This window comes from Enterobacter cloacae (assembly GCF_011078175.1).
GTDB classification, from domain to species: domain Bacteria; phylum Pseudomonadota; class Gammaproteobacteria; order Enterobacterales; family Enterobacteriaceae; genus Enterobacter; species Enterobacter cloacae_Q.
In genome coordinates this window covers 291,361-308,083 of the sequence record NZ_JAALCJ010000006.1, presented here as the reverse complement: position 1 = coordinate 308,083, position 16,723 = coordinate 291,361, and the positions used below count along the sequence as shown (strand labels likewise).

Below are 16,723 nucleotides of genomic sequence, written 5' to 3'. Positions count from 1 at the left end.
TATAGGAACATTCAGGGTTGTTATTTGATGCAATTTTATCAGCTGGCAACAATATGTTTTGTTACCTCCCGCAAAAAAATGCAATCCACATTAATTTGCAGTCTGGATTGTGATGCAAATAGCATTTTCGTATGGATGGGATGAGATGGGTGCGGTCTGATGCCCTCACCCTGGCCCTCTCCCACGGGGAGAGGGCACTTGAACACCCTCTCCCTGTGGGAGAGGGTAGGGTGAGGGGATGTCGGTTTTAGCGGCGACGGTAGTTCTTCTGTGCCGTATTCACCTTATACAGATAGCGGCGGGATTCCGCAGACGGGTGGCGGGTGGTGAGGGTAGCGTACACATCCCCCGGCGCCATGCTGTTAATAATAGTCGCGGCCTGCACCTTGTCGTTCGAGAAGACGCGCAGCACGCTGCCCGCGCCGCCATTATAGGCGGTGATCACCGCATAGCGACGTGAGGTTGGGTTATCAATCCCGCCGAGATAGACATTGTTCAGCATCGCCAGGTAGGCCGTGCCAGTATCAATGTTGCTTTGTGGATCGAACAGGTAGCTGCGGCTCGGCGTGCCGGATTTCCCCTGCGCGCGGAACACGTCTTTACCGGCGCTGTGCTGTACAACCTGCATCAGCCCCAGCGCGTCGGAACGGCTTACCGCGTAGGGGTTGAACGAGGACTCGGTCTGCATAATCGCCAGGATCAGCGACTCATCCACGCCATACTTGCGCGATGCCTGCCGCACCATGCCCAGATACTTATGCGCACGCTTGTCGAGGTGGTTCGGCACCAGGTTGATGGTGACGCTATAGATCACTTTCAGGCCGTTGGTGCGGCTTTTCAGGCGCGTTTGCAGCAAATAGTCGGCAAATTTCGTGGCGCGGCCTTCCCAGCGAATCGGCTGACCGGTCTGGTCAACGACCTGGCCATAGAGGAATGGCTCTTTGGAGATGGTGATGTCATCGGCATCAGAGTAGAGGTCGATAGACCCCGGATCGTCACCCATTAGCAGGGTTTTGATGATTGCCTGACGTAAATGCGCCGCAGGTTCAGTCCCCGCGATGGTTTCAACCGTAATCGTGCCGTCATCGAAGTTGATGTGGCTACGGGTCTGATAGGCGTCGGTGTATTTAACGTAGTCCTTCGGTCCGGCAATAAGAACTTCGTTAAATCCCCATATGTTCTCGATGTTGTGGGCAAACTGCCCCATCAAAATGTCAAAACCGTTGGTGTCCTTGACCCAGGCTTCGTTGTATTCATCGCCTTTTTTGGAAGAACAAGACACAAGCAACGGCGCAACAAGGGCTAGCGCTAAAAGTTTTTTCATCATTCCGGGAGTGCGTGTTGTGTTTGCTTTGGGGTTGCTGTTGCAGGGCGGCACTGCGCTTACCCGGCCTACAAAACCGTAGGCCCGTACAAGCGCAGCGCCGCCGGGCAGCAGCCGCAGAGTATTATTTTTCCGGTGGCGTATAGCCTTCGATGTGGACGTCTTTACCTTCGAACAGGAAGTTCACCATCTCCTGCTCCAGCAGTTTGCGGTGTTCCGGGTTCATCATGCTGAGCTTTTTCTCGTTGATCAGCATGGTCTGTTTTTTCTGCCACTGTCCCCAGGCTTCTTTGGAGATCTCGTTGTAAATGCGCTTACCCAGGTCGCCCGGGTAGAGCTGGAAATCCTGGCCTTCAGCGTCGCGCTGTAGGAAAGTACAAAAAATGGTTCTGGCCATACTCATTCCTCTTTGTCTTGGCGATGCTAAACCATTGCACCGACACGTAATTGCTGTAACAGGCGCTCCACGGGAGCCGCCAGCCCGACTGATGGCGGTTGCGCTAAGTTATACCAGAGAGCGGTGCCTTCATCCATGCACGACGTGAGTGAGGACACGGGAAGCCACATCGGCACAATATCCAGATGGAAATGGCTGAAGGTATGACGGAACGCGTTGAGTTGCGTCAGGGTATCGGCCGCAATGCCGCGCTGTTCAAGCCATGCCCGAAGTGAGGCTTCATCCTCAAACTGTGGGAAGCAGTATAGACCACCCCACAGGCCACTCGGCGGGCGTTGGGCGAGAAATACCTCGTCGCCATGCTGCATCAGCAGCATGAACCCGGTGCGTTCAGGCAGCGTCTGCTTCGGTTTTTTCCCCGGATACTGCGCCCAGGTGTGGTTTGCATAGGCCACGCAGAGGTTGTTTACCGGGCAGAGTTCGCACTTTGGTTTTGAACGAGTGCAGACCATCGCGCCCAGATCCATCATCGCCTGGTTAAAACGCTCTACCCCCTTCGCCGGAGTGACCGCTTCACTGATCTCCCACAGGCGTTTCTCAACCTCTTTCTTTCCCGGCCAGCCATCTACCGCGTAGCAGCGTGCGAGCACGCGCTTGACGTTGCCGTCGAGAATAGGGAAATGTTTGCCTAAAGAGAGGGAGAGGATTGCGCCTGCGGTTGAACGCCCGACGCCGGGCAAGTCCGCCACCTCGTCAAAGGTCTCCGGGAATTTACCGTTGTGGCGGGTGGCGACCTGCTGTGCGGCTTTGTGCAGGTTGCGCGCGCGGGCGTAATAGCCGAGGCCTGTCCACAGGTGAAGTACCTCGTCCAGCGGGGCGTTTGCCAGATCGGTGATTGTCGGGAAGCGCGCCATAAAACGCTCGAAGTAAGGAATGACCGTCGCGACCTGCGTTTGTTGCAACATCACTTCAGAGAGCCATACTTTGTAAGGCGTTTTTTCAATTTGCCAGGGCAGGGTTTTACGCCCGTATTTGTCGTACCAGTCCAGCACCTGGGCTGAAAATTGAGAGGCTTGCATGGTCATCGATTCGCATAATCAGGGACGCAGATTGCAGCACAGCGTCAATCTGCTGTAAACCGGATCTTTCCCATGCTTGCATAGACGCCTTAACTTTGGATAATGCCCGTTTCCCGAACATTCTCACAAGCAGACAACTCTTTTATGAAAAACGACGTCATTTCACCGGAATTTGATGAAAACGGTCGCCCGCTGCGCCGTATTCGCAGCTTTGTCCGTCGTCAGGGCCGCCTGACAAAAGGGCAGCAACACGCGCTGGACAACTACTGGCCGGTGATGGGCGTTGAGTTCAGCGAGCAGCCGCTCGACTTTACCGACCTGTTCGGTCGCGATGCGCCAGTGACCCTGGAGATCGGCTTTGGTATGGGCACCTCGCTGGTGACCATGGCGAAGGCTCGCCCGGAGCAGAATTTCCTCGGTATTGAAGTACACTCACCGGGCGTCGGCGCGTGCCTGGCAACGGCCCATGAAGAAGGCGTTGAGAACCTGCGCGTCATGTGTCATGACGCGGTGGAAGTGCTGCATAAAATGATTCCTGACAATTCTTTGAACATGGTTCAGCTCTTTTTCCCTGACCCGTGGCACAAAGCGCGTCATAATAAACGCCGTATCGTTCAGGCACCGTTTGCCGAGCTGGTAAAAAGTAAGCTTAAGCTGGGCGGCGTCTTCCACATGGCGACCGACTGGCAACCTTATGCGGAACATATGCTGGAAGTGATGTCGTCGCTGGACGGGTATAAAAACCAGTCTGAAAGCAACGACTACGTACCGCGTCCGGATTCACGTCCGGTGACAAAATTTGAACAGCGTGGCCATCGTCTTGGTCACGGCGTATGGGACTTAATGTTCGAGAGGGTGAAATAATGGCAAAGAATCGTAGCCGTCGTCTGCGTAAAAAGATGCACATCGACGAATTCCAGGAAGTGGGTTTCTCCGTTGCCTGGCGTTTCCCGGAAGGCACCAGTGTAGAACAGATCGATCAGGACGTTGATGCGTTCATCAACGAGGTGATCGAGCCAAACAAGCTGGCCTTCGACGGTAGCGGCTATCTGGCGTGGGAAGGTCTGATTTGCACCCAGGAAGTGGGGAAATGCACCGAAGAACATCAGGCGCTGGTACGCAAATGGCTTGAAGACCACAAACTGGAAGATGTCCGCGTCAGCGAACTTTTCGACGTTTGGTGGGACTAATAAAGCAGTCAAGGGCCAGCATTAGCTGGCCCATTTTGTCTGAGGGAGTGTTAAAGATGCGCAAAACGTTGCTGGCTGTTGCTTTACTGGCAATCGGATCCACCGCTCATGCGGAGTATAAATGTAGCGTTACCCCGCGTGATGACGTGGTGCTGAGTCCGCAAACCGTGCAGGTTAAAGGCGAGAATGGCAATCTGGTGATTACGCCGGATGGCAACGTGACCTTTAACGGCAAACCACAAAACCTGACGGCTGCCCAGCGCGAGCAGGCGATGGACTATCAGGCCGAGTTGCGTACCGCGCTGCCCTGGATCAACAACGGCGCGCTGACCCGTGTCGAGAAAAGCCGCGTGGCGCTGGATAAAATCATCACCAAAGAGGTGGGGGAGAGCAGCAATATGCGCACCCGCCTGACGAAGCTGGATAAACAGCTGAAAGAGCAGATGAACCGTATTATCGAGACGCGCTCTGATGGCCTGACGTTCCACTATAAGGCGATCGATCAGGTGCGTGCCGACGGTCAGCAGCTGGTGAACCAGGCAATGGGCGGCATTCTCCAGGACAGCATCAACGAGATGGGCGCCAAAGCGGTGCTGAAAGGCGGCGGTAATCCGTTGCAGGGCGTGCTGGGAAGCCTGGGCGGCCTGCAAACCTCGATTCAGAACGAGTGGAAGAATCAGGAAGCCGATTTCCAGCAGTTCGGCAAAGACGTGTGTAAACGCGTGGTGTCGCTGGAAGATAGCCGGAAGGCGCTGGTGGGGACGTTGAAGTAACGTCTCTGCGCGCTGGGCCCCTCACCCTGGCCCTCTCCCCATGGGAGAGGGTGTAATCGTTCCCTCTCCCGTGGGAGAGGGTTAGGGTGAGGGCATCTGGCATTGCAATCGTTGCAAAATAGCCATCAACACCTGCTCCTCATTAGTCCTGAATTCATTATTCCAGAACCGCACGACTTCCCAGCCGTTCGCATTCAAAAACTCGGTACGGTGAGAATCATACTTCTCTTTGTTCTGATGCTGCCCACCGTCCAGCTCAATAATCAGCTTCGCCTTAAAGCAGGCAAAATCCACGATATACGGCCCAACCGGCATCTGACGACGAAACTTATTCCCGAAGAAACGACGATCTCTGAGCAAATACCAGAGGCGTAATTCTTCGGGTGTCATTTGTTTGCGGAGTTGTTTTGATTTTTCCATCCCCACACTCTGCCAGCCTTTCCCTCAACCAGCAGAACGGGATGTAAAATCCTGAATCAGCCTTCAGGATTTTCAGCGAGGAACAGCTCAAGAAGGGAGTTCAGGAACAGTTTGCCGTGCTCGGTGATCTGCCAGGACTCATCACACTCGGTCAGATACCCCTTCGCCAGCGCCTCGTCAATCTGCGGACGAATCACCGACTCCGATAACCCGGTGTAGAGCGCAAACTCCGCGCGCGGTGCGGCTTCCAGCAGACGGAAACGGTTCATAAAGAACTCAAACGGTTTATCCTCCGCCTCGACGTCGTGCTGACGCTCCAGGTAGCGGCCTTCCATATACCCGCGCGGATGACGCGTTTTGGCGGTACGCAGAATGCGCCCGTCCGGGAAGGTCACCTTGCCGTGAGCGCCGCAGCCAATCCCCAGATAATCACCAAAACGCCAGTAGTTCAGATTGTGCTGACACTGATAGCCCTGCTTCGCATACGCCGACGTTTCGTATTGCTGATACCCCGCCGCGGTCAAAAGCTGGTGGCCCTGTTCGAAAATATCCCACAGCGCGTCGTCGTCCGGCAGCACCGGAGGACGGGACCCAAACAGGGTGTTCGGCTCTATGGTCAGCTGATACCACGACAGGTGCGGCGGATTCAGCTCAATCGCCTGACGCAAATCGTCCAGCGCTTCTTCCAGCGACTGATCCGGCAGGCCGTGCATCAGGTCGAGGTTAAAACTGCGCAGCCCAAGCCCCGTTGCCAGCTTCGCCGCGCGCTTTGCCTCTTCCGGGCCGTGAATGCGCCCCAGGCGCTTCAGCTTTGGCTCGCTAAAGCTCTGCACGCCGATGGAAATACGGTTCACGCCTGCACGCTGATACTCGACAAAACGGTCGGCTTCAACGGTACCGGGGTTGGCTTCCATCGTAATTTCAGCATCCGCCGCCAGGTTCAGGCGCGCACGCACGCCGTCCAGCAGCGTTTGCATCGCCGGGCCTGACAGCAGGCTCGGCGTACCGCCACCAATGAAAATGGTCTTCACTTCACGTCCCTGTGCGTAAGGTACATCGGCGTCCAGGTCAGCCAGCAGATGCGCAACGTAGTCATCGTGCGGCACTTCACCTTTCAGCGCGTGCGAGTTGAAATCGCAGTACGGGCATTTCTGCACGCACCATGGGATATGAATATAAAGACTCAGAGGCGGCAAATTAGCCATTACGCAGTGCTTCCAGTAACAGTTTCAGGGCGCGTCCACGGTGGGAAATCGCGCTTTTCTCTTCGCGGGTCAGTTCCGCTGCGGTTTTGCCCTCGGTCGGGACAAAGAAAATCGGATCGTAGCCAAAGCCGCCGTTGCCCGCCGCTTCACGGGTGATCACGCCCGGCCAGCTGCCGTGACAGACAATCGGCGTGGGATCTTCCGCGTGACGCATGTAGACCAGCACGCAGTGGAACTGCGCGGTACGCTGTTCGTCAGGCACGTCTTTCAGGGCAACAAGCAGCTTTTCCAGATTCTGCTGGTCGGTGGCGTCCGCCCCGGAATAGCGGGCGGAATAAATCCCCGGCGCACCGCCCAGAAAATCCACGGCCAGACCGGAGTCGTCGGCAATAGCGGGCAGCCCCGTAATCTGCGCGGCATGACGCGCTTTCAGTATGGCATTTTCGATAAACGTCAGCCCCGTCTCTTCGGCGGAATCCACGCCAAGGTCGGTCTGGGCCACTACGTCCAGCCCAAAATCATTTAATAGCGAGGCCAGCTCGCGCACTTTACCGGCGTTACCGGTGGCGAGAACAACTTTCTGCATGGTTTAGTCCTGTTCTGTCAGAGCCGCGACTTCCGTCGGGATAGATTGCGGATTAAGGATTTTTACCTGTTTATGTCGGCCGAGTTCACCTTTCTCAATGATGACCTGGCTTTTAGCGACGCGAAACTGTTTAGCCAGATATTTGGTCAGATGCGCATTCGCCTGGCCGTCAACGGGCGGGGCGGTGATGGCGACTTTTAGCTCGTCGCCATGCAGCCCAACAATACTGTCGCGGCTGGCTTTCGGCTGAATGTACAGCCGTAAAACCAGCCCGTCGGCGCAGGGGCTAACTGCACTCATAACGCCATCCACAGCCCCGGCAGCAGCATATTACCCGTCGCCTGTAACAGTTCCGCGATACCCATGTTAAGCACGTAAAGCAGCAGAACGAGAAGCATCGGGGAGAAGTCGATTCCGCCCATTGCGGGCAGCAGACTACGAATCGGACGCAGCAGCGGTTCAGTCAGCTGAATCAACGCGTACTCCACCGGGCTACGGCCCCGGCTTACCCAGCTCATGATCGCCATCACCAGCAGGACCCAGAAGATCAGCGAGCCGACGGTTTTAAGCAGGATCAAAACGGCTGAAATCCAGATAATCGGCTGGAAAGTGATGACCATAAACAGCACGATCGCTTTGATAACGCTCAGAATAAACGCCATCAGCAGAGATGAACTGTCAATGGGCCCCATTGCCGGAATGACGCGGCGAAGCGGCCCCACAACGGGCTGCGTGATTTTCACGATAAATTGTGAGAATGGATTGTAAAAATCACAACGGGCCCACTGCATCCAGACGCGCAACAGCAGCGCCATCGTATACAGTTCAATGACCGTTGAAAGCAGGAAAGTCAACGTCTTCATGGCGTTCCTCAGGTTTCCTTATTATTGGGTGTAATCGCGCGCACCGAAAATTGCCGTGCCGATGCGCACCATGGTACTGCCTGCCGCGATGGCGGCTTCCATATCGTCCGACATGCCCAGAGAAAGCGTGTCTACCGTGTCATAGCGCGCTTTAAGCGCCTCAAATGCTACAGCCATTTGCTGTGCCACGGCAAACTGCCTTTCATAACTTGACTCTGGCGCCGGAATGGCCATCAGCCCGCGCAGGGTTAAGCGCGGCAGCGCTGCAACGTCAGCTGCCAGCTGGTCCAGTTCGCTAAGCGTAATGCCGGACTTGCTGTTTTCATCACTGATGTTGATTTGAATCAGCACGTTAAGCGCAGGCATCTCCGCCGGGCGCTGGTCGCTCAGACGGGTAGCGATGCGCAGGCGATCGAGGGTGTGGCACCAGTCGAAATGCTCTGCGACCAGCCGGCTTTTGTTCGACTGTAGCGGACCAATAAAGTGCCATTGCAGATCAGTATTTCCCCGTTCCTGGAATGCACGGATCTTATCCACGCCTTCCTGCACATAGTTTTCGCCAAAGGCGCGATGACCGGCGGCGATCGCTTCTGCGATGGCGCTCGCAGGCTTGGTTTTGCTGACTGCAAGCAATGTAATTTCTTCTGAAGCACGGCCGCAACGCGTTGCCGCGGCTGAGATTTTGTCCCGGACCTGTGCCAGGTTATGCGCAATGTCGTTCATTTTCCGAGGAGTAGTCTATGGATGTGGAAGAAATTGTGGCCCTTAGTGTAAAGCATAACGTCTCCGATCTACACCTGTGCAGTGATTCGCCGCCGCGCTGGCGCAGGTCAGGCCGGCTTGAATCTGCGCCGTTTCCGCCCCCGGATGTGGGGGCATTATTAAAAGCGTGGCTCAACGATGAACAGCAGGGCGCATGGTGGGCAAACGGGCAGGTGGATTTTGCCGTTACCCTCGCAGACCGTCAGCGGCTGCGCGGCAGTGCGTTTAAGCATATGCACGGCGTTTCGATCGCGCTGCGCCTGTTGCCGCTGACGTGCCCGCAGCTCTCTGCGTTAGGCGTGCCGCGAGCGATCCCGGAGCTTTTGTCCAATGACAATGGCCTGATTCTGGTCACCGGCGCCACCGGCAGCGGGAAATCGACCACCCTGGCCGCGATGGTCGATTTTCTCAATCACCACACGGACGGGCATATTCTGACCCTGGAAGATCCGGTAGAGTTTATGTACCAGAGCGAGCGTTGCCTGATCCAGCAGCGGGAGATAGGCCAACACAGCCCGTCTTTTGCCGAGGCCCTGCGAAGTGCATTGCGTGAAGATCCGGATGTGATTCTGCTTGGTGAGCTCCGCGACAGCGAGACAATACGCCTGGCGCTGACGGCGGCGGAAACCGGCCATCTGGTCTTAGCCACGCTGCACACGCGTGGTGCGGCGCAGGCGATTGAGCGCCTGGTCGATACCTTCCCGGCGCAGGAGAAAGATCCGGTGCGTAATCAGCTGGCGGGAAGCCTGCGTGCGGTGCTGGCGCAAAAACTGCTTCAGGATGTCCAGGGCGGGCGCGTGGCGTTGTATGAGCTACTGGTCAATACGACGGCTGCGGCAAACCTGATCCGCGAAGGCAAAACCTGGCAACTGCCGGGCATTATTCAAACTGGACAGCAGGCGGGGATGCAGAACTTTGAGCAGAGTCTGGCGGAGCGACGGGCGCAGGGGCGGCTGTAGGCCCCGGCGCTCAGTAACCCTGTTCGAAATAGCTTTCGAGGATAATGACGGCTGAAGCTGAATCCACGCTGCCTTTGTTAAGCGCCCGGAATCCGCCGTGCTCGAACAGACCAGCGCGCGCCTCAACGGTGCTCAAACGTTCATCGTGAAGCTTAACGGAGACGCCAAAGCGGCCATGGATTTTGTTCGCGAACTTGCGTGCGCGGGCGGTAAGCGGTTGTTCGGTGCCGTCCATGTTCAGCGGCAGGCCGACAATCACGTCGTCCGGCTGCCACTCTTTAAGCAAGCGCTCAATAAGGTTCCAGTCCGGCGTGCCGTCGCTAGCTTTCAGCGCCGTGAGCGGGCGTGCGGTGCCGGTGATTCGTTGACCAACGGCGACGCCGATGCTTTTGGTGCCGAAGTCGAAGGCGAGAAGGGTGCCGCTCATTACGCGTGCCCCGCAACGCCAGGCATGGTCAGAATATCAATGCCAATCAGTTTTGCCGCGTCACGCCAGCGATCGGCGATAGGGGTTTTAAAGAGGATATTCATATCCGCAGGGGCTGTCAGCCAGGCGTTGTCCAGAATTTCTTGTTCCAGCTGCCCTTTTTCCCAGGAGGCGTAGCCGAGCGCAACCAGCACCTCAGATGGCTGGTTTGCAGTGCCCAGCGTTTCAAGTACGTCGCGAGAGGTGGTGACGACGGTGTTATCGGAGATACGAATGCTGGACGAGAAAACCGGCGGGGTATGCAGGATAAAGCCACGATCTTCTGCAAGCGGGCCGCCGAGCATCACTGGTTTATCGAGGCGGATTTCCGGCAGTCGCGCTTCAGCAGGGATTTTCAGCTTGTCCAGAATCCCTTCCACCTGGAGGTTCTCCAGCGGCTTATTGATGATAATCCCCATCGCGCCGTCTTCGTTGTATTCGCAAATATACACCACGGAGCGGCGGAAAATCGGGTCCTGGAGAGCAGGCATGGCAATAAGAAAGTGATGCTGTAAATTCATTGTCAGAGGTACTGTTTCCTGGTTTAAAAAGCGACAGCGCCCAGTATGGGGATAAACACAGGCGCTGTCACAGGTTATTTCTGTAAACGTTTTTCGATAGCGTCCATCAGCATTCCGGTGATCGAGATCGGGAATTCCGCTTCAATTTCACGAATGCAGGTCGGGCTGGTGACGTTCACTTCGGTCAGACGATCGCCGATGATATCAAGGCCGACGAAGATCAGGCCTTTGGCTTTCAGCGTAGGGCCGACGCGGCGGGCAATTTCCCAGTCGCTTTCGCTTAATGGACGCGGCTCGCCACGGCCACCGGCCGCCAGGTTACCGCGGGTTTCACCGCCCTGTGGGATACGCGCCAGGCAGTAAGGCACCGGCTCGCCGTCTACCACCAGCACACGCTTGTCGCCGTCTTTAATGGCCGGCAGGTAGTTCTGCGCCATGCAGTAGCGGGTGCCCAGCTCGGTCAGCGTTTCGGCAATTACGCCAATGTTCGGGTCGCCTTCCTTCACGCGGAAAATAGACGCGCCGCCCATGCCGTCCAGCGGCTTCATGATGATATCGCCGTGTTTTTGCCAGAATTCCTTCAGCTGAGCTTTGCTGCGGGTCACCATCGTTTCAGGCGTCAGGTCTGAGAACCAGGCGGTGTACAGCTTCTCGTTGCAGTCGCGCAGGCTCTGCGGCTTATTGACGATCAGCGTCCCTTTCTCTTCGGCACGCTCAAGGATATAGGTGGAGTAAATGTATTCGGTATCGAACGGCGGATCTTTACGCATCAGGATCACGTTGAGGTCGGCCAGGGCAATGTCCTGCTCGGTGCCGAATTCGTACCATTTGTCGTAGTTCTGCTCGACGTTAACGATGCGGGTGCGGGCGCGGGCTTCACCGTTAATCAGGTAAAGATCGTTCATCTCCATATAGTGGAGTTCATAGCCGCGACGCTGAGCTTCCAGCAGCATAGCGAAACTGGAATCTTTTTTGATGTTAATGTTTGCGATGGGGTCCATCACGATGCCGAGCTTAATCATCTTCTTCTCCGGTTATGGGTCAGGCTTTGCTTCAACCCAGATCGCCAAATCGCACCTGTAGCGCGGTAATGGCGGTGAGTGCCGTTGTCTCAGTGCGCAGAACGCGAGGTCCCAACAGAATATCAGTAAACTGGTAACGCGCCGTCATGGCAATTTCGTCAGCCGACAGGCCGCCTTCCGGACCAATCAGCAGGCGTACACGCTCAACGGGCAGCGGTAGCGTATTGATGCTGGCGCTGGCGCGCGGATGAAGATTGAGCTTAAGCCCGCGTTCTTCTTCTGCACACCAGTCCTCCAGATCCATCGCCGGGCGGATCTCCGGGATACGGTTGCGACCGCTCTGTTCGCAGGCTGCGATGGCAATTTTTTGCCACTGCTGGATCTTTTTGTTCAGACGTTCCGCATCCAGTTTAACGCCACAGCGCTCAGAAAAAAGTGGCGTAATGAGGCTTACACCCAGTTCAATCGATTTCTGAATGGTGAACTCCATCTTTTCCCCACGCGACATCACCTGTCCCAGGTGAATGTGCAGCGGTGATTCCCTGTCGTCCACTTCACTACGTAGCACCTTCACGTGCACGCTTTTCTTGTCAGCGCGCGTAATTTCAGCGTCGAAAACCTGATTAGAACCGTCAAAAAGCTGAATCGCCTGGCCTGCGCCCATGCGCAGCACGCGGCCTACGTGGTTTGCAGCATCATCAGACAGGGCGATTTCGCCGCCCGGGGTAATCAGTTCAGGGTGATAGATGCGAGGGATGCGCATAGTCCGAAATTCCATGTGTCATGCGATATAAGCGAATTGCCGTAGTGTAGGTTAGCTCTTTTGTGCCTGGCAAGCCCGCTGGACGTATGGGTTGTGATTCCCCTGGACTTTAGCGATGCGTTCGTCGCGCTGGCATTCCCAGTCCGTCACCGGGTAGAGTTTATCCCAGGCATTGAAGAGCTGCGTCTGCTGGCGGGAAAGGTTGAGATTGTACCGGTCGCGCATATAGAAGTAGGTTCGAGCGATGCTGCCACGCGCGCGGGCGGGCGGTTCGGCGACTTTTTCTTTGAAATCGACCTTCATGGCGCACTGACCGTACTGGCCTTCGCCACCGTTCCATTGACTATACATGAAGTTACCGCGATCGCCATTGACTTCACCCACGGCGGGTTGAAGGTTGTGCATATCGCTTTCCATCTGGCGGTAGACAGGATCTTTGGCGCAATTCTTACGCCCACCCTCCTGCCAGCACTGGCGCTGGTGGCCAAACTGCCAGGCCGGAACAACATGCTCCCATTCGATTCGGCTGGCGCGGTTCTCGTTCTTGCGCACCTTATAGCCGCAGGACTCCAGGTCCACGAGCCCTTTTTTACCTTGCCAGTTAATTTTACAGCCACAGTAGAAATCGCCCGGCACGTCGGCGTTAATCTTTACGCCTGCGGTTTTTGCCTGAGAAAAACTGTGAATACCGTCGGCCAGAGCATGGCCGGAAAGCGCTGTCGCCAGAAAAGCGACCGCGAGAGAAACATTACGGGACATCTTACACTCCGTGTCAAAACGAGCCCGCAACGTAACGAATGTTGTTCCCGTATGCAATCAGTCAGATCAGGAAAGTTCCTGAATGTTCAGCTGATTATTCCGCAATCAGCGGTTCGCCGCATTTTACGCAGCGGTAGGTGGCCTCGCCCCGCATCACGCGGTTGTGGCGGCGGACGGTAAGCTGGTGCTGCTGGCACTGGCAGCGGTAGGGAAACGTATTGCGGCGCACCGATTCCAGCTCGAACTGATGGGTTCGGCGTGCCGGAACATCGAGCACCGCCTCCATCATCCACTTCCACTCTTTGCCGTGCGGCGCCACGCGGCCAAAGTGTTTCCACACCAGAAGGTGGGCCAGCTCGTGCGGTACCACTTCTTCGATAAACGCCTGCTGATTTTCCATCATCAGTACCGGATTCAGGCGGATCTCGTAGGCTTCCAGCCAGGCGGTGCCAGCCGCGGTGCCACGCTGCTGATAGACCAGCTTCGGTTCAGGATAATTGCGGCCGAGCTTGAGGTTGGCCTGGGCGAGTTTTTCCCGCAGGCGGCGCATGACGGCTAGCTGAATGGCGATGGGGAGACGGGGAGCTTTCATAGGGGCAGAGCATAAAGCGGGAAGCGGGGAGGCGCAAGAGGCGCCTCCCGCAAGAGGATCAGTCGTGTGCGCCGATTTCGCGCAGTGGACGACCTTTCATCAGGTTACGTTCAATGTGTTCCAGTGAAACGTGTTTAGTTTCAGGAACCAGCCAGAGAGTAAGAACAATAAAGAACAGGTTCAGACCGGCGTAGACCCAGAAGGTATTGGCGTTACCCAGGGTGTTGAGCATGGTCAGGAACGTCGCGCCGACGATCATGTTGGCAATCCAGTTGGTAGCAGTAGAGCAGGTGATGCCGAAGTCACGCCCTTTCAGCGGCTGGATCTCTGAGCACAGCACCCAAATCAGCGGACCGGCGCTCATCGCAAACCCAATGATAAACATCAGCAGCATCGCCACGGCGAAGTACTGTGCCGTTGAGGAGTGAATGCCCATGTGCATCATGGTACCCAGTACGCCCATCCCGACGGCCATCACCAGGAAGCCCAGCGTCAGGGTTGGCTTACGTCCCCAGCGGTCTACCAGACCGATAGCGATAAAGGTCGCCAGCACGTTGGTCAGGCCGACGATCACGGTGCCCCACATCTGCTCGGTGGTGTTGGTGTAGCCCGCCAGTTCGAAGATTTTCGGCGCGTAATACATGATGACGTTCATCCCGGTGAACTGTTGCATGATCTGTAACAGCACGCCGAGGAACACCGCGCGGCGGAAGTTGCTGTTCTCTTTAAACAGCGCCCAGCCGGACTGTTTGACCTTCAGGCTTTCGCGGATCTCTTCCAGCTCGTTTTTGGCTTCGGCGCTGGTATCACGCAGGCGTAAGAGAACGCGTTCGGCATCATGGAAGCGGCGTTTTGCGGCAAACCAGCGCGGGCTGTCCGGCAGGAAGAAGACACCAATCAGCAGCAGGACGGCAGGAATGATGATCACACCGAGCATCCAGCGCCATGCGCCGCTGTAGCTGAATGCAGTATCGGAGAGATACGCCCCCAGAATACCGATGGTGATCATCAGCTGATACATGGAAATCATGCTGCCGCGGATTTTTTCCGGGGCGATTTCGGACAGGTACAGCGGGGCAGTATAAGACGCCACGCCCACTGCCAGACCGAGCAGCACACGAGAGAGGATCAGCACTTCGACGTTAGGCGCAGCGGCAGAGAACAGCGAGCCGGCAACGAACAGGATCGCGCCGATCATCAGACTCTTTTTACGCCCGAGCTTGAAGGAGAGCCAGCCGCTGCCGACCGCGCCGACGGCGGCACCGAACATCATGGAACTCACCACCCATTCCTGAGTGTGTGCGCTAATCTGGAACTCATCGGTAATGAACGGTAATGCACCGGCAATTACGCCAATATCCAGGCCAAAGAGTAATCCTGCCAGAGCGGCGAGGAAGCAGACGAAGAACGTCATTGCCTTATTGGACGTACGCCCCTGTTTATTATTGTCAGGCATTATGCCCTCCAGTTGAGTTATCAGTTTTTACGATATAAAGGGTAGGCGAGCGACTCATAAAAATATGTGAGTCAAATCACAATGGTGTAATCGGTTACACTAACCTGTAACCGTAAAAATAATTAAAGCTTTGAAAATATAGAGGCAAATTAATTGATGTGCATCGCGTTTGAATACATTTCAGACTTAACTGAAAGGGAATGTAACAGCAGAAGAAATGCGATCATGCAAAGAGAATATTCTGAAAGCGGGGTACAGAGAGTCAGGTGTAAGCGGTTCCAAATATTGCCGGGTGGCGGCTATGCCTTATCCGGCCTATAAAACTCACTACCCGTAGGTCGGGTAAGGCCTGGCCGCCACCCGACATAAAAAAAGGCCAGCACAAAGGCTGGCCTGTTTAAGCTGCTGGCAGTCGATTATTTCAGACCGGCAGCCTCACGCAGCAGAGCGGCTTTGTCGGTTTTTTCCCATGGGAAATGTTCGCGACCAAAGTGACCGTACGCCGCGGTTTCCTGGTAGATTGGGTGCAGCAGATCCAGCATCTGAATCAGACCGTATGGACGCAGGTCGAAGAACTCGCGCACCAGCAGGGTTAACTGTTCTGAAGGCACTTTTTCAGTACCGAAGGTTTCCACCATGATGGAGGTTGGCTCAGCCACGCCGATAGCGTAGGAAACCTGAATCTCACAGCGATCAGCCAGACCGGCAGCAACGATGTTTTTCGCCACATAACGTGCCGCGTACGCCGCAGAGCGGTCAACTTTAGACGGATCTTTACCGGAGAATGCACCGCCGCCGTGACGCGCCATGCCGCCGTAGGTATCAACGATGATTTTACGACCGGTCAGACCGCAGTCACCCATTGGGCCGCCGATAACAAAGCGTCCGGTTGGGTTGATGAAGAATTTGGTCGCAGAGCTCAGCCATTCAGTTGGCAGAACCGGCTTGATGATCTCTTCCATCACCGCTTCTTGCAGGGATTTCTGGTCAATCTCTTCAGCATGCTGCGTGGAAAGAACCACGGCATCGATACCGACGATTTTCCCATCGTCATACTGGAAGGTCACCTGGCTTTTCGCATCCGGGCGCAGCCACGGCAGGGTGCCGTTTTTACGCACTTCAGCCTGACGCTGCACCAGACGGTGTGCGTAGGTCACCGGGGCAGGCATCAGCACGTCGGTTTCGTTGGTTGCGTAACCGAACATCAGGCCCTGGTCGCCCGCGCCCTGTTCCAGCGGATCGGCACGGTCAACGCCCTGGTTGATGTCCGGAGACTGTTTGCCAATCGCGCTCAGTACGGCGCAGGAGTTGGCATCAAAGCCCATATCAGAATGTACATAGCCGATCTCACGCACCGTGTTACGGGTGATCTCTTCGATATCAACCCATGCGCTGGTGGTGATCTCACCGCCAACCAGAACCATGCCGGTTTTGACATAGGTTTCACACGCTACGCGCGCTTTTGGATCCTGCGCGAGGATCGCATCCAGCACCGCATCGGAGATTTGGTCAGCAATTTTATCAGGATGTCCTTCTGATACGGACTCGGACGTAAACAGGTGTTTTGCCATGTTTTATTTCACCTA

The 16,723-nt window shown here is 55.9% G+C and carries 21 protein-coding genes; 4 read left to right on the top strand and 17 right to left on the bottom strand.

Annotated features, from left to right (window positions below; all coding sequences use genetic code 11):
• Nucleotides 1-247 precede the first annotated feature (247 nt).
• From mltC to mutY, 3 genes are all read right to left on the bottom strand, one after another.
• Complete coding sequence (gene mltC, locus G6Q29_RS15345; protein ID WP_165466324.1) at nt 248-1,324, bottom strand: membrane-bound lytic murein transglycosylase MltC; 1,077 nt, start codon at nt 1,322-1,324, stop codon at nt 248-250.
• A 124-nt stretch (nt 1,325-1,448) separates the two neighbouring features.
• Nucleotides 1,449-1,721, bottom strand: coding sequence for an oxidative damage protection protein (locus G6Q29_RS15340; RefSeq protein WP_003862425.1), 273 nt, complete (start codon nt 1,719-1,721; stop codon nt 1,449-1,451).
• A 26-nt stretch (nt 1,722-1,747) separates the two neighbouring features.
• Nucleotides 1,748-2,800 carry an A/G-specific adenine glycosylase gene (gene mutY, locus G6Q29_RS15335; RefSeq protein ID WP_207309799.1) on the bottom strand — a complete coding sequence of 351 codons (1,053 nt, stop codon included), beginning with the start codon at nt 2,798-2,800 and terminating at the stop codon, nt 1,748-1,750.
• A 144-nt stretch (nt 2,801-2,944) separates the two neighbouring features.
• Here mutY and trmB point away from each other — a divergent pair, with 144 nt between their 5' ends.
• The 3 genes from trmB to G6Q29_RS15320 are packed head-to-tail and all read left to right on the top strand — an operon-like array spanning nt 2,945 to nt 4,763.
• Nucleotides 2,945-3,664, top strand: a complete 720-nt coding sequence (trmB, locus tag G6Q29_RS15330; RefSeq protein WP_165466288.1) for a tRNA (guanosine(46)-N7)-methyltransferase TrmB — start codon at nt 2,945-2,947, stop codon at nt 3,662-3,664.
• On the top strand, nt 3,664-3,990 hold the full coding sequence (locus tag G6Q29_RS15325; RefSeq protein WP_165466287.1) for a YggL family protein: 327 nt from the start codon (nt 3,664-3,666) through the stop codon (nt 3,988-3,990). Before trmB ends, G6Q29_RS15325 begins: the two co-directional genes overlap by 1 nt.
• 56 nt (nt 3,991-4,046) lie before the next feature.
• Nucleotides 4,047-4,763, top strand: coding sequence for a DUF2884 domain-containing protein (locus tag G6Q29_RS15320; protein ID WP_165466286.1), 717 nt, complete (start codon nt 4,047-4,049; stop codon nt 4,761-4,763).
• 81 nt (nt 4,764-4,844) lie between these two features.
• Here G6Q29_RS15320 and G6Q29_RS15315 read toward each other — a convergent pair whose 3' ends face one another.
• Genes G6Q29_RS15315 through G6Q29_RS15290 form a run of 6 tightly spaced genes read right to left on the bottom strand, consistent with a single transcriptional unit; the run spans nt 4,845 to nt 8,560 of the window.
• A complete protein-coding gene (locus G6Q29_RS15315) occupies nt 4,845-5,183 on the bottom strand; it encodes an endonuclease domain-containing protein (RefSeq protein ID WP_165466285.1) in 339 nt (112 codons plus the stop codon).
• A gap of 56 nt (nt 5,184-5,239) precedes the next feature.
• Nucleotides 5,240-6,388: a radical SAM family heme chaperone HemW gene (gene hemW / locus G6Q29_RS15310; protein ID WP_165466284.1), complete on the bottom strand. Its 1,149-nt coding sequence runs from the start codon at nt 6,386-6,388 to the stop codon at nt 5,240-5,242.
• Nucleotides 6,381-6,974, bottom strand: coding sequence for an XTP/dITP diphosphatase (locus G6Q29_RS15305; RefSeq protein WP_048991669.1), 594 nt, complete (start codon nt 6,972-6,974; stop codon nt 6,381-6,383). The genes hemW and G6Q29_RS15305 overlap by 8 nt, the downstream gene beginning before the upstream one ends.
• A 3-nt stretch (nt 6,975-6,977) precedes the next feature.
• Nucleotides 6,978-7,274, bottom strand: coding sequence for a DUF167 family protein YggU (gene yggU, locus G6Q29_RS15300; RefSeq protein ID WP_003860023.1), 297 nt, complete (start codon nt 7,272-7,274; stop codon nt 6,978-6,980).
• The gene (locus G6Q29_RS15295) at nt 7,271-7,837 is read right to left on the bottom strand and encodes a YggT family protein (protein WP_165466283.1); all 567 of its coding nucleotides are present in this window, start codon (nt 7,835-7,837) and stop codon (nt 7,271-7,273) included. Before G6Q29_RS15295 ends, yggU begins: the two co-directional genes overlap by 4 nt.
• A 21-nt stretch (nt 7,838-7,858) precedes the next feature.
• Nucleotides 7,859-8,560: a YggS family pyridoxal phosphate-dependent enzyme gene (locus G6Q29_RS15290; protein ID WP_165466282.1), complete on the bottom strand. Its 702-nt coding sequence runs from the start codon at nt 8,558-8,560 to the stop codon at nt 7,859-7,861.
• A 17-nt stretch (nt 8,561-8,577) separates the two neighbouring features.
• Here G6Q29_RS15290 and G6Q29_RS15285 point away from each other — a divergent pair, with 17 nt between their 5' ends.
• Nucleotides 8,578-9,558 carry a type IV pilus twitching motility protein PilT gene (locus G6Q29_RS15285; protein ID WP_165466281.1) on the top strand — a complete coding sequence of 327 codons (981 nt, stop codon included), beginning with the start codon at nt 8,578-8,580 and terminating at the stop codon, nt 9,556-9,558.
• Between the two features lie 10 nt (nt 9,559-9,568).
• Here the strand turns inward: G6Q29_RS15285 and ruvX are convergent, their stop codons facing one another.
• From ruvX to metK, 8 genes are all read right to left on the bottom strand, one after another.
• A complete protein-coding gene (gene ruvX / locus G6Q29_RS15280) occupies nt 9,569-9,985 on the bottom strand; it encodes a Holliday junction resolvase RuvX (RefSeq protein WP_014171567.1) in 417 nt (138 codons plus the stop codon).
• Entirely contained in the window at nt 9,985-10,545 is a 561-nt protein-coding gene (locus tag G6Q29_RS15275) for a YqgE/AlgH family protein (RefSeq protein ID WP_165466280.1), read from the bottom strand. Before G6Q29_RS15275 ends, ruvX begins: the two co-directional genes overlap by 1 nt.
• Nucleotides 10,546-10,619: 74 nt before the next feature.
• Nucleotides 10,620-11,567 carry a glutathione synthase gene (gshB, locus tag G6Q29_RS15270; protein WP_165466279.1) on the bottom strand — a complete coding sequence of 316 codons (948 nt, stop codon included), beginning with the start codon at nt 11,565-11,567 and terminating at the stop codon, nt 10,620-10,622.
• A gap of 31 nt (nt 11,568-11,598) precedes the next feature.
• Nucleotides 11,599-12,330 (bottom strand): 16S rRNA (uracil(1498)-N(3))-methyltransferase, encoded by a 732-nt coding sequence (gene rsmE, locus G6Q29_RS15265; RefSeq protein WP_165466278.1) that lies wholly within the window; start codon nt 12,328-12,330, stop codon nt 11,599-11,601.
• A 51-nt stretch (nt 12,331-12,381) separates the two neighbouring features.
• Nucleotides 12,382-13,089: a deoxyribonuclease I gene (gene endA, locus G6Q29_RS15260; RefSeq protein WP_165466277.1), complete on the bottom strand. Its 708-nt coding sequence runs from the start codon at nt 13,087-13,089 to the stop codon at nt 12,382-12,384.
• 94 nt (nt 13,090-13,183) lie between these two features.
• Nucleotides 13,184-13,681: a SprT family zinc-dependent metalloprotease gene (locus tag G6Q29_RS15255; RefSeq protein ID WP_165466276.1), complete on the bottom strand. Its 498-nt coding sequence runs from the start codon at nt 13,679-13,681 to the stop codon at nt 13,184-13,186.
• A 58-nt stretch (nt 13,682-13,739) separates the two neighbouring features.
• Nucleotides 13,740-15,137, bottom strand: coding sequence for a galactose/proton symporter (gene galP / locus G6Q29_RS15250; protein WP_165466275.1), 1,398 nt, complete (start codon nt 15,135-15,137; stop codon nt 13,740-13,742).
• 416 nt (nt 15,138-15,553) lie between these two features.
• A complete protein-coding gene (gene metK, locus G6Q29_RS15245; protein WP_041908329.1) occupies nt 15,554-16,708 on the bottom strand; it encodes a methionine adenosyltransferase in 1,155 nt (384 codons plus the stop codon).
• Nucleotides 16,709-16,723: the final 15 nt, after the last annotated feature.

Coding starts and splice junctions, on each gene's coding strand:
- G6Q29_RS15305 (WP_048991669.1), bottom strand. CDS start 6,974: ATGCAGAAAGTTGTTCTCGCCACCGGTAACGCCGGTAAAGTGCGCGAG.
- hemW (WP_165466284.1), bottom strand. CDS start 6,388: ATGGCTAATTTGCCGCCTCTGAGTCTTTATATTCATATCCCATGGTGC.
- yggU (WP_003860023.1), bottom strand. CDS start 7,274: ATGAGTGCAGTTAGCCCCTGCGCCGACGGGCTGGTTTTACGGCTGTAC.
- G6Q29_RS15315 (WP_165466285.1), bottom strand. CDS start 5,183: ATGGAAAAATCAAAACAACTCCGCAAACAAATGACACCCGAAGAATTA.
- ruvX (WP_014171567.1), bottom strand. CDS start 9,985: ATGAGCGGCACCCTTCTCGCCTTCGACTTCGGCACCAAAAGCATCGGC.
- G6Q29_RS15320 (WP_165466286.1), top strand. CDS start 4,047: ATGCGCAAAACGTTGCTGGCTGTTGCTTTACTGGCAATCGGATCCACC.
- G6Q29_RS15340 (WP_003862425.1), bottom strand. CDS start 1,721: ATGGCCAGAACCATTTTTTGTACTTTCCTACAGCGCGACGCTGAAGGC.
- rsmE (WP_165466278.1), bottom strand. CDS start 12,330: ATGCGCATCCCTCGCATCTATCACCCTGAACTGATTACCCCGGGCGGC.
- mutY (WP_207309799.1), bottom strand. CDS start 2,800: ATGCAAGCCTCTCAATTTTCAGCCCAGGTGCTGGACTGGTACGACAAA.
- endA (WP_165466277.1), bottom strand. CDS start 13,089: ATGTCCCGTAATGTTTCTCTCGCGGTCGCTTTTCTGGCGACAGCGCTT.
- mltC (WP_165466324.1), bottom strand. CDS start 1,324: ATGAAAAAACTTTTAGCGCTAGCCCTTGTTGCGCCGTTGCTTGTGTCT.
- G6Q29_RS15275 (WP_165466280.1), bottom strand. CDS start 10,545: ATGAATTTACAGCATCACTTTCTTATTGCCATGCCTGCTCTCCAGGAC.
- G6Q29_RS15295 (WP_165466283.1), bottom strand. CDS start 7,837: ATGAAGACGTTGACTTTCCTGCTTTCAACGGTCATTGAACTGTATACG.
- trmB (WP_165466288.1), top strand. CDS start 2,945: ATGAAAAACGACGTCATTTCACCGGAATTTGATGAAAACGGTCGCCCG.
- galP (WP_165466275.1), bottom strand. CDS start 15,137: ATGCCTGACAATAATAAACAGGGGCGTACGTCCAATAAGGCAATGACG.
- G6Q29_RS15285 (WP_165466281.1), top strand. CDS start 8,578: ATGGATGTGGAAGAAATTGTGGCCCTTAGTGTAAAGCATAACGTCTCC.
- G6Q29_RS15255 (WP_165466276.1), bottom strand. CDS start 13,681: ATGAAAGCTCCCCGTCTCCCCATCGCCATTCAGCTAGCCGTCATGCGC.
- G6Q29_RS15290 (WP_165466282.1), bottom strand. CDS start 8,560: ATGAACGACATTGCGCATAACCTGGCACAGGTCCGGGACAAAATCTCA.
- metK (WP_041908329.1), bottom strand. CDS start 16,708: ATGGCAAAACACCTGTTTACGTCCGAGTCCGTATCAGAAGGACATCCT.
- G6Q29_RS15325 (WP_165466287.1), top strand. CDS start 3,664: ATGGCAAAGAATCGTAGCCGTCGTCTGCGTAAAAAGATGCACATCGAC.
- gshB (WP_165466279.1), bottom strand. CDS start 11,567: ATGATTAAGCTCGGCATCGTGATGGACCCCATCGCAAACATTAACATC.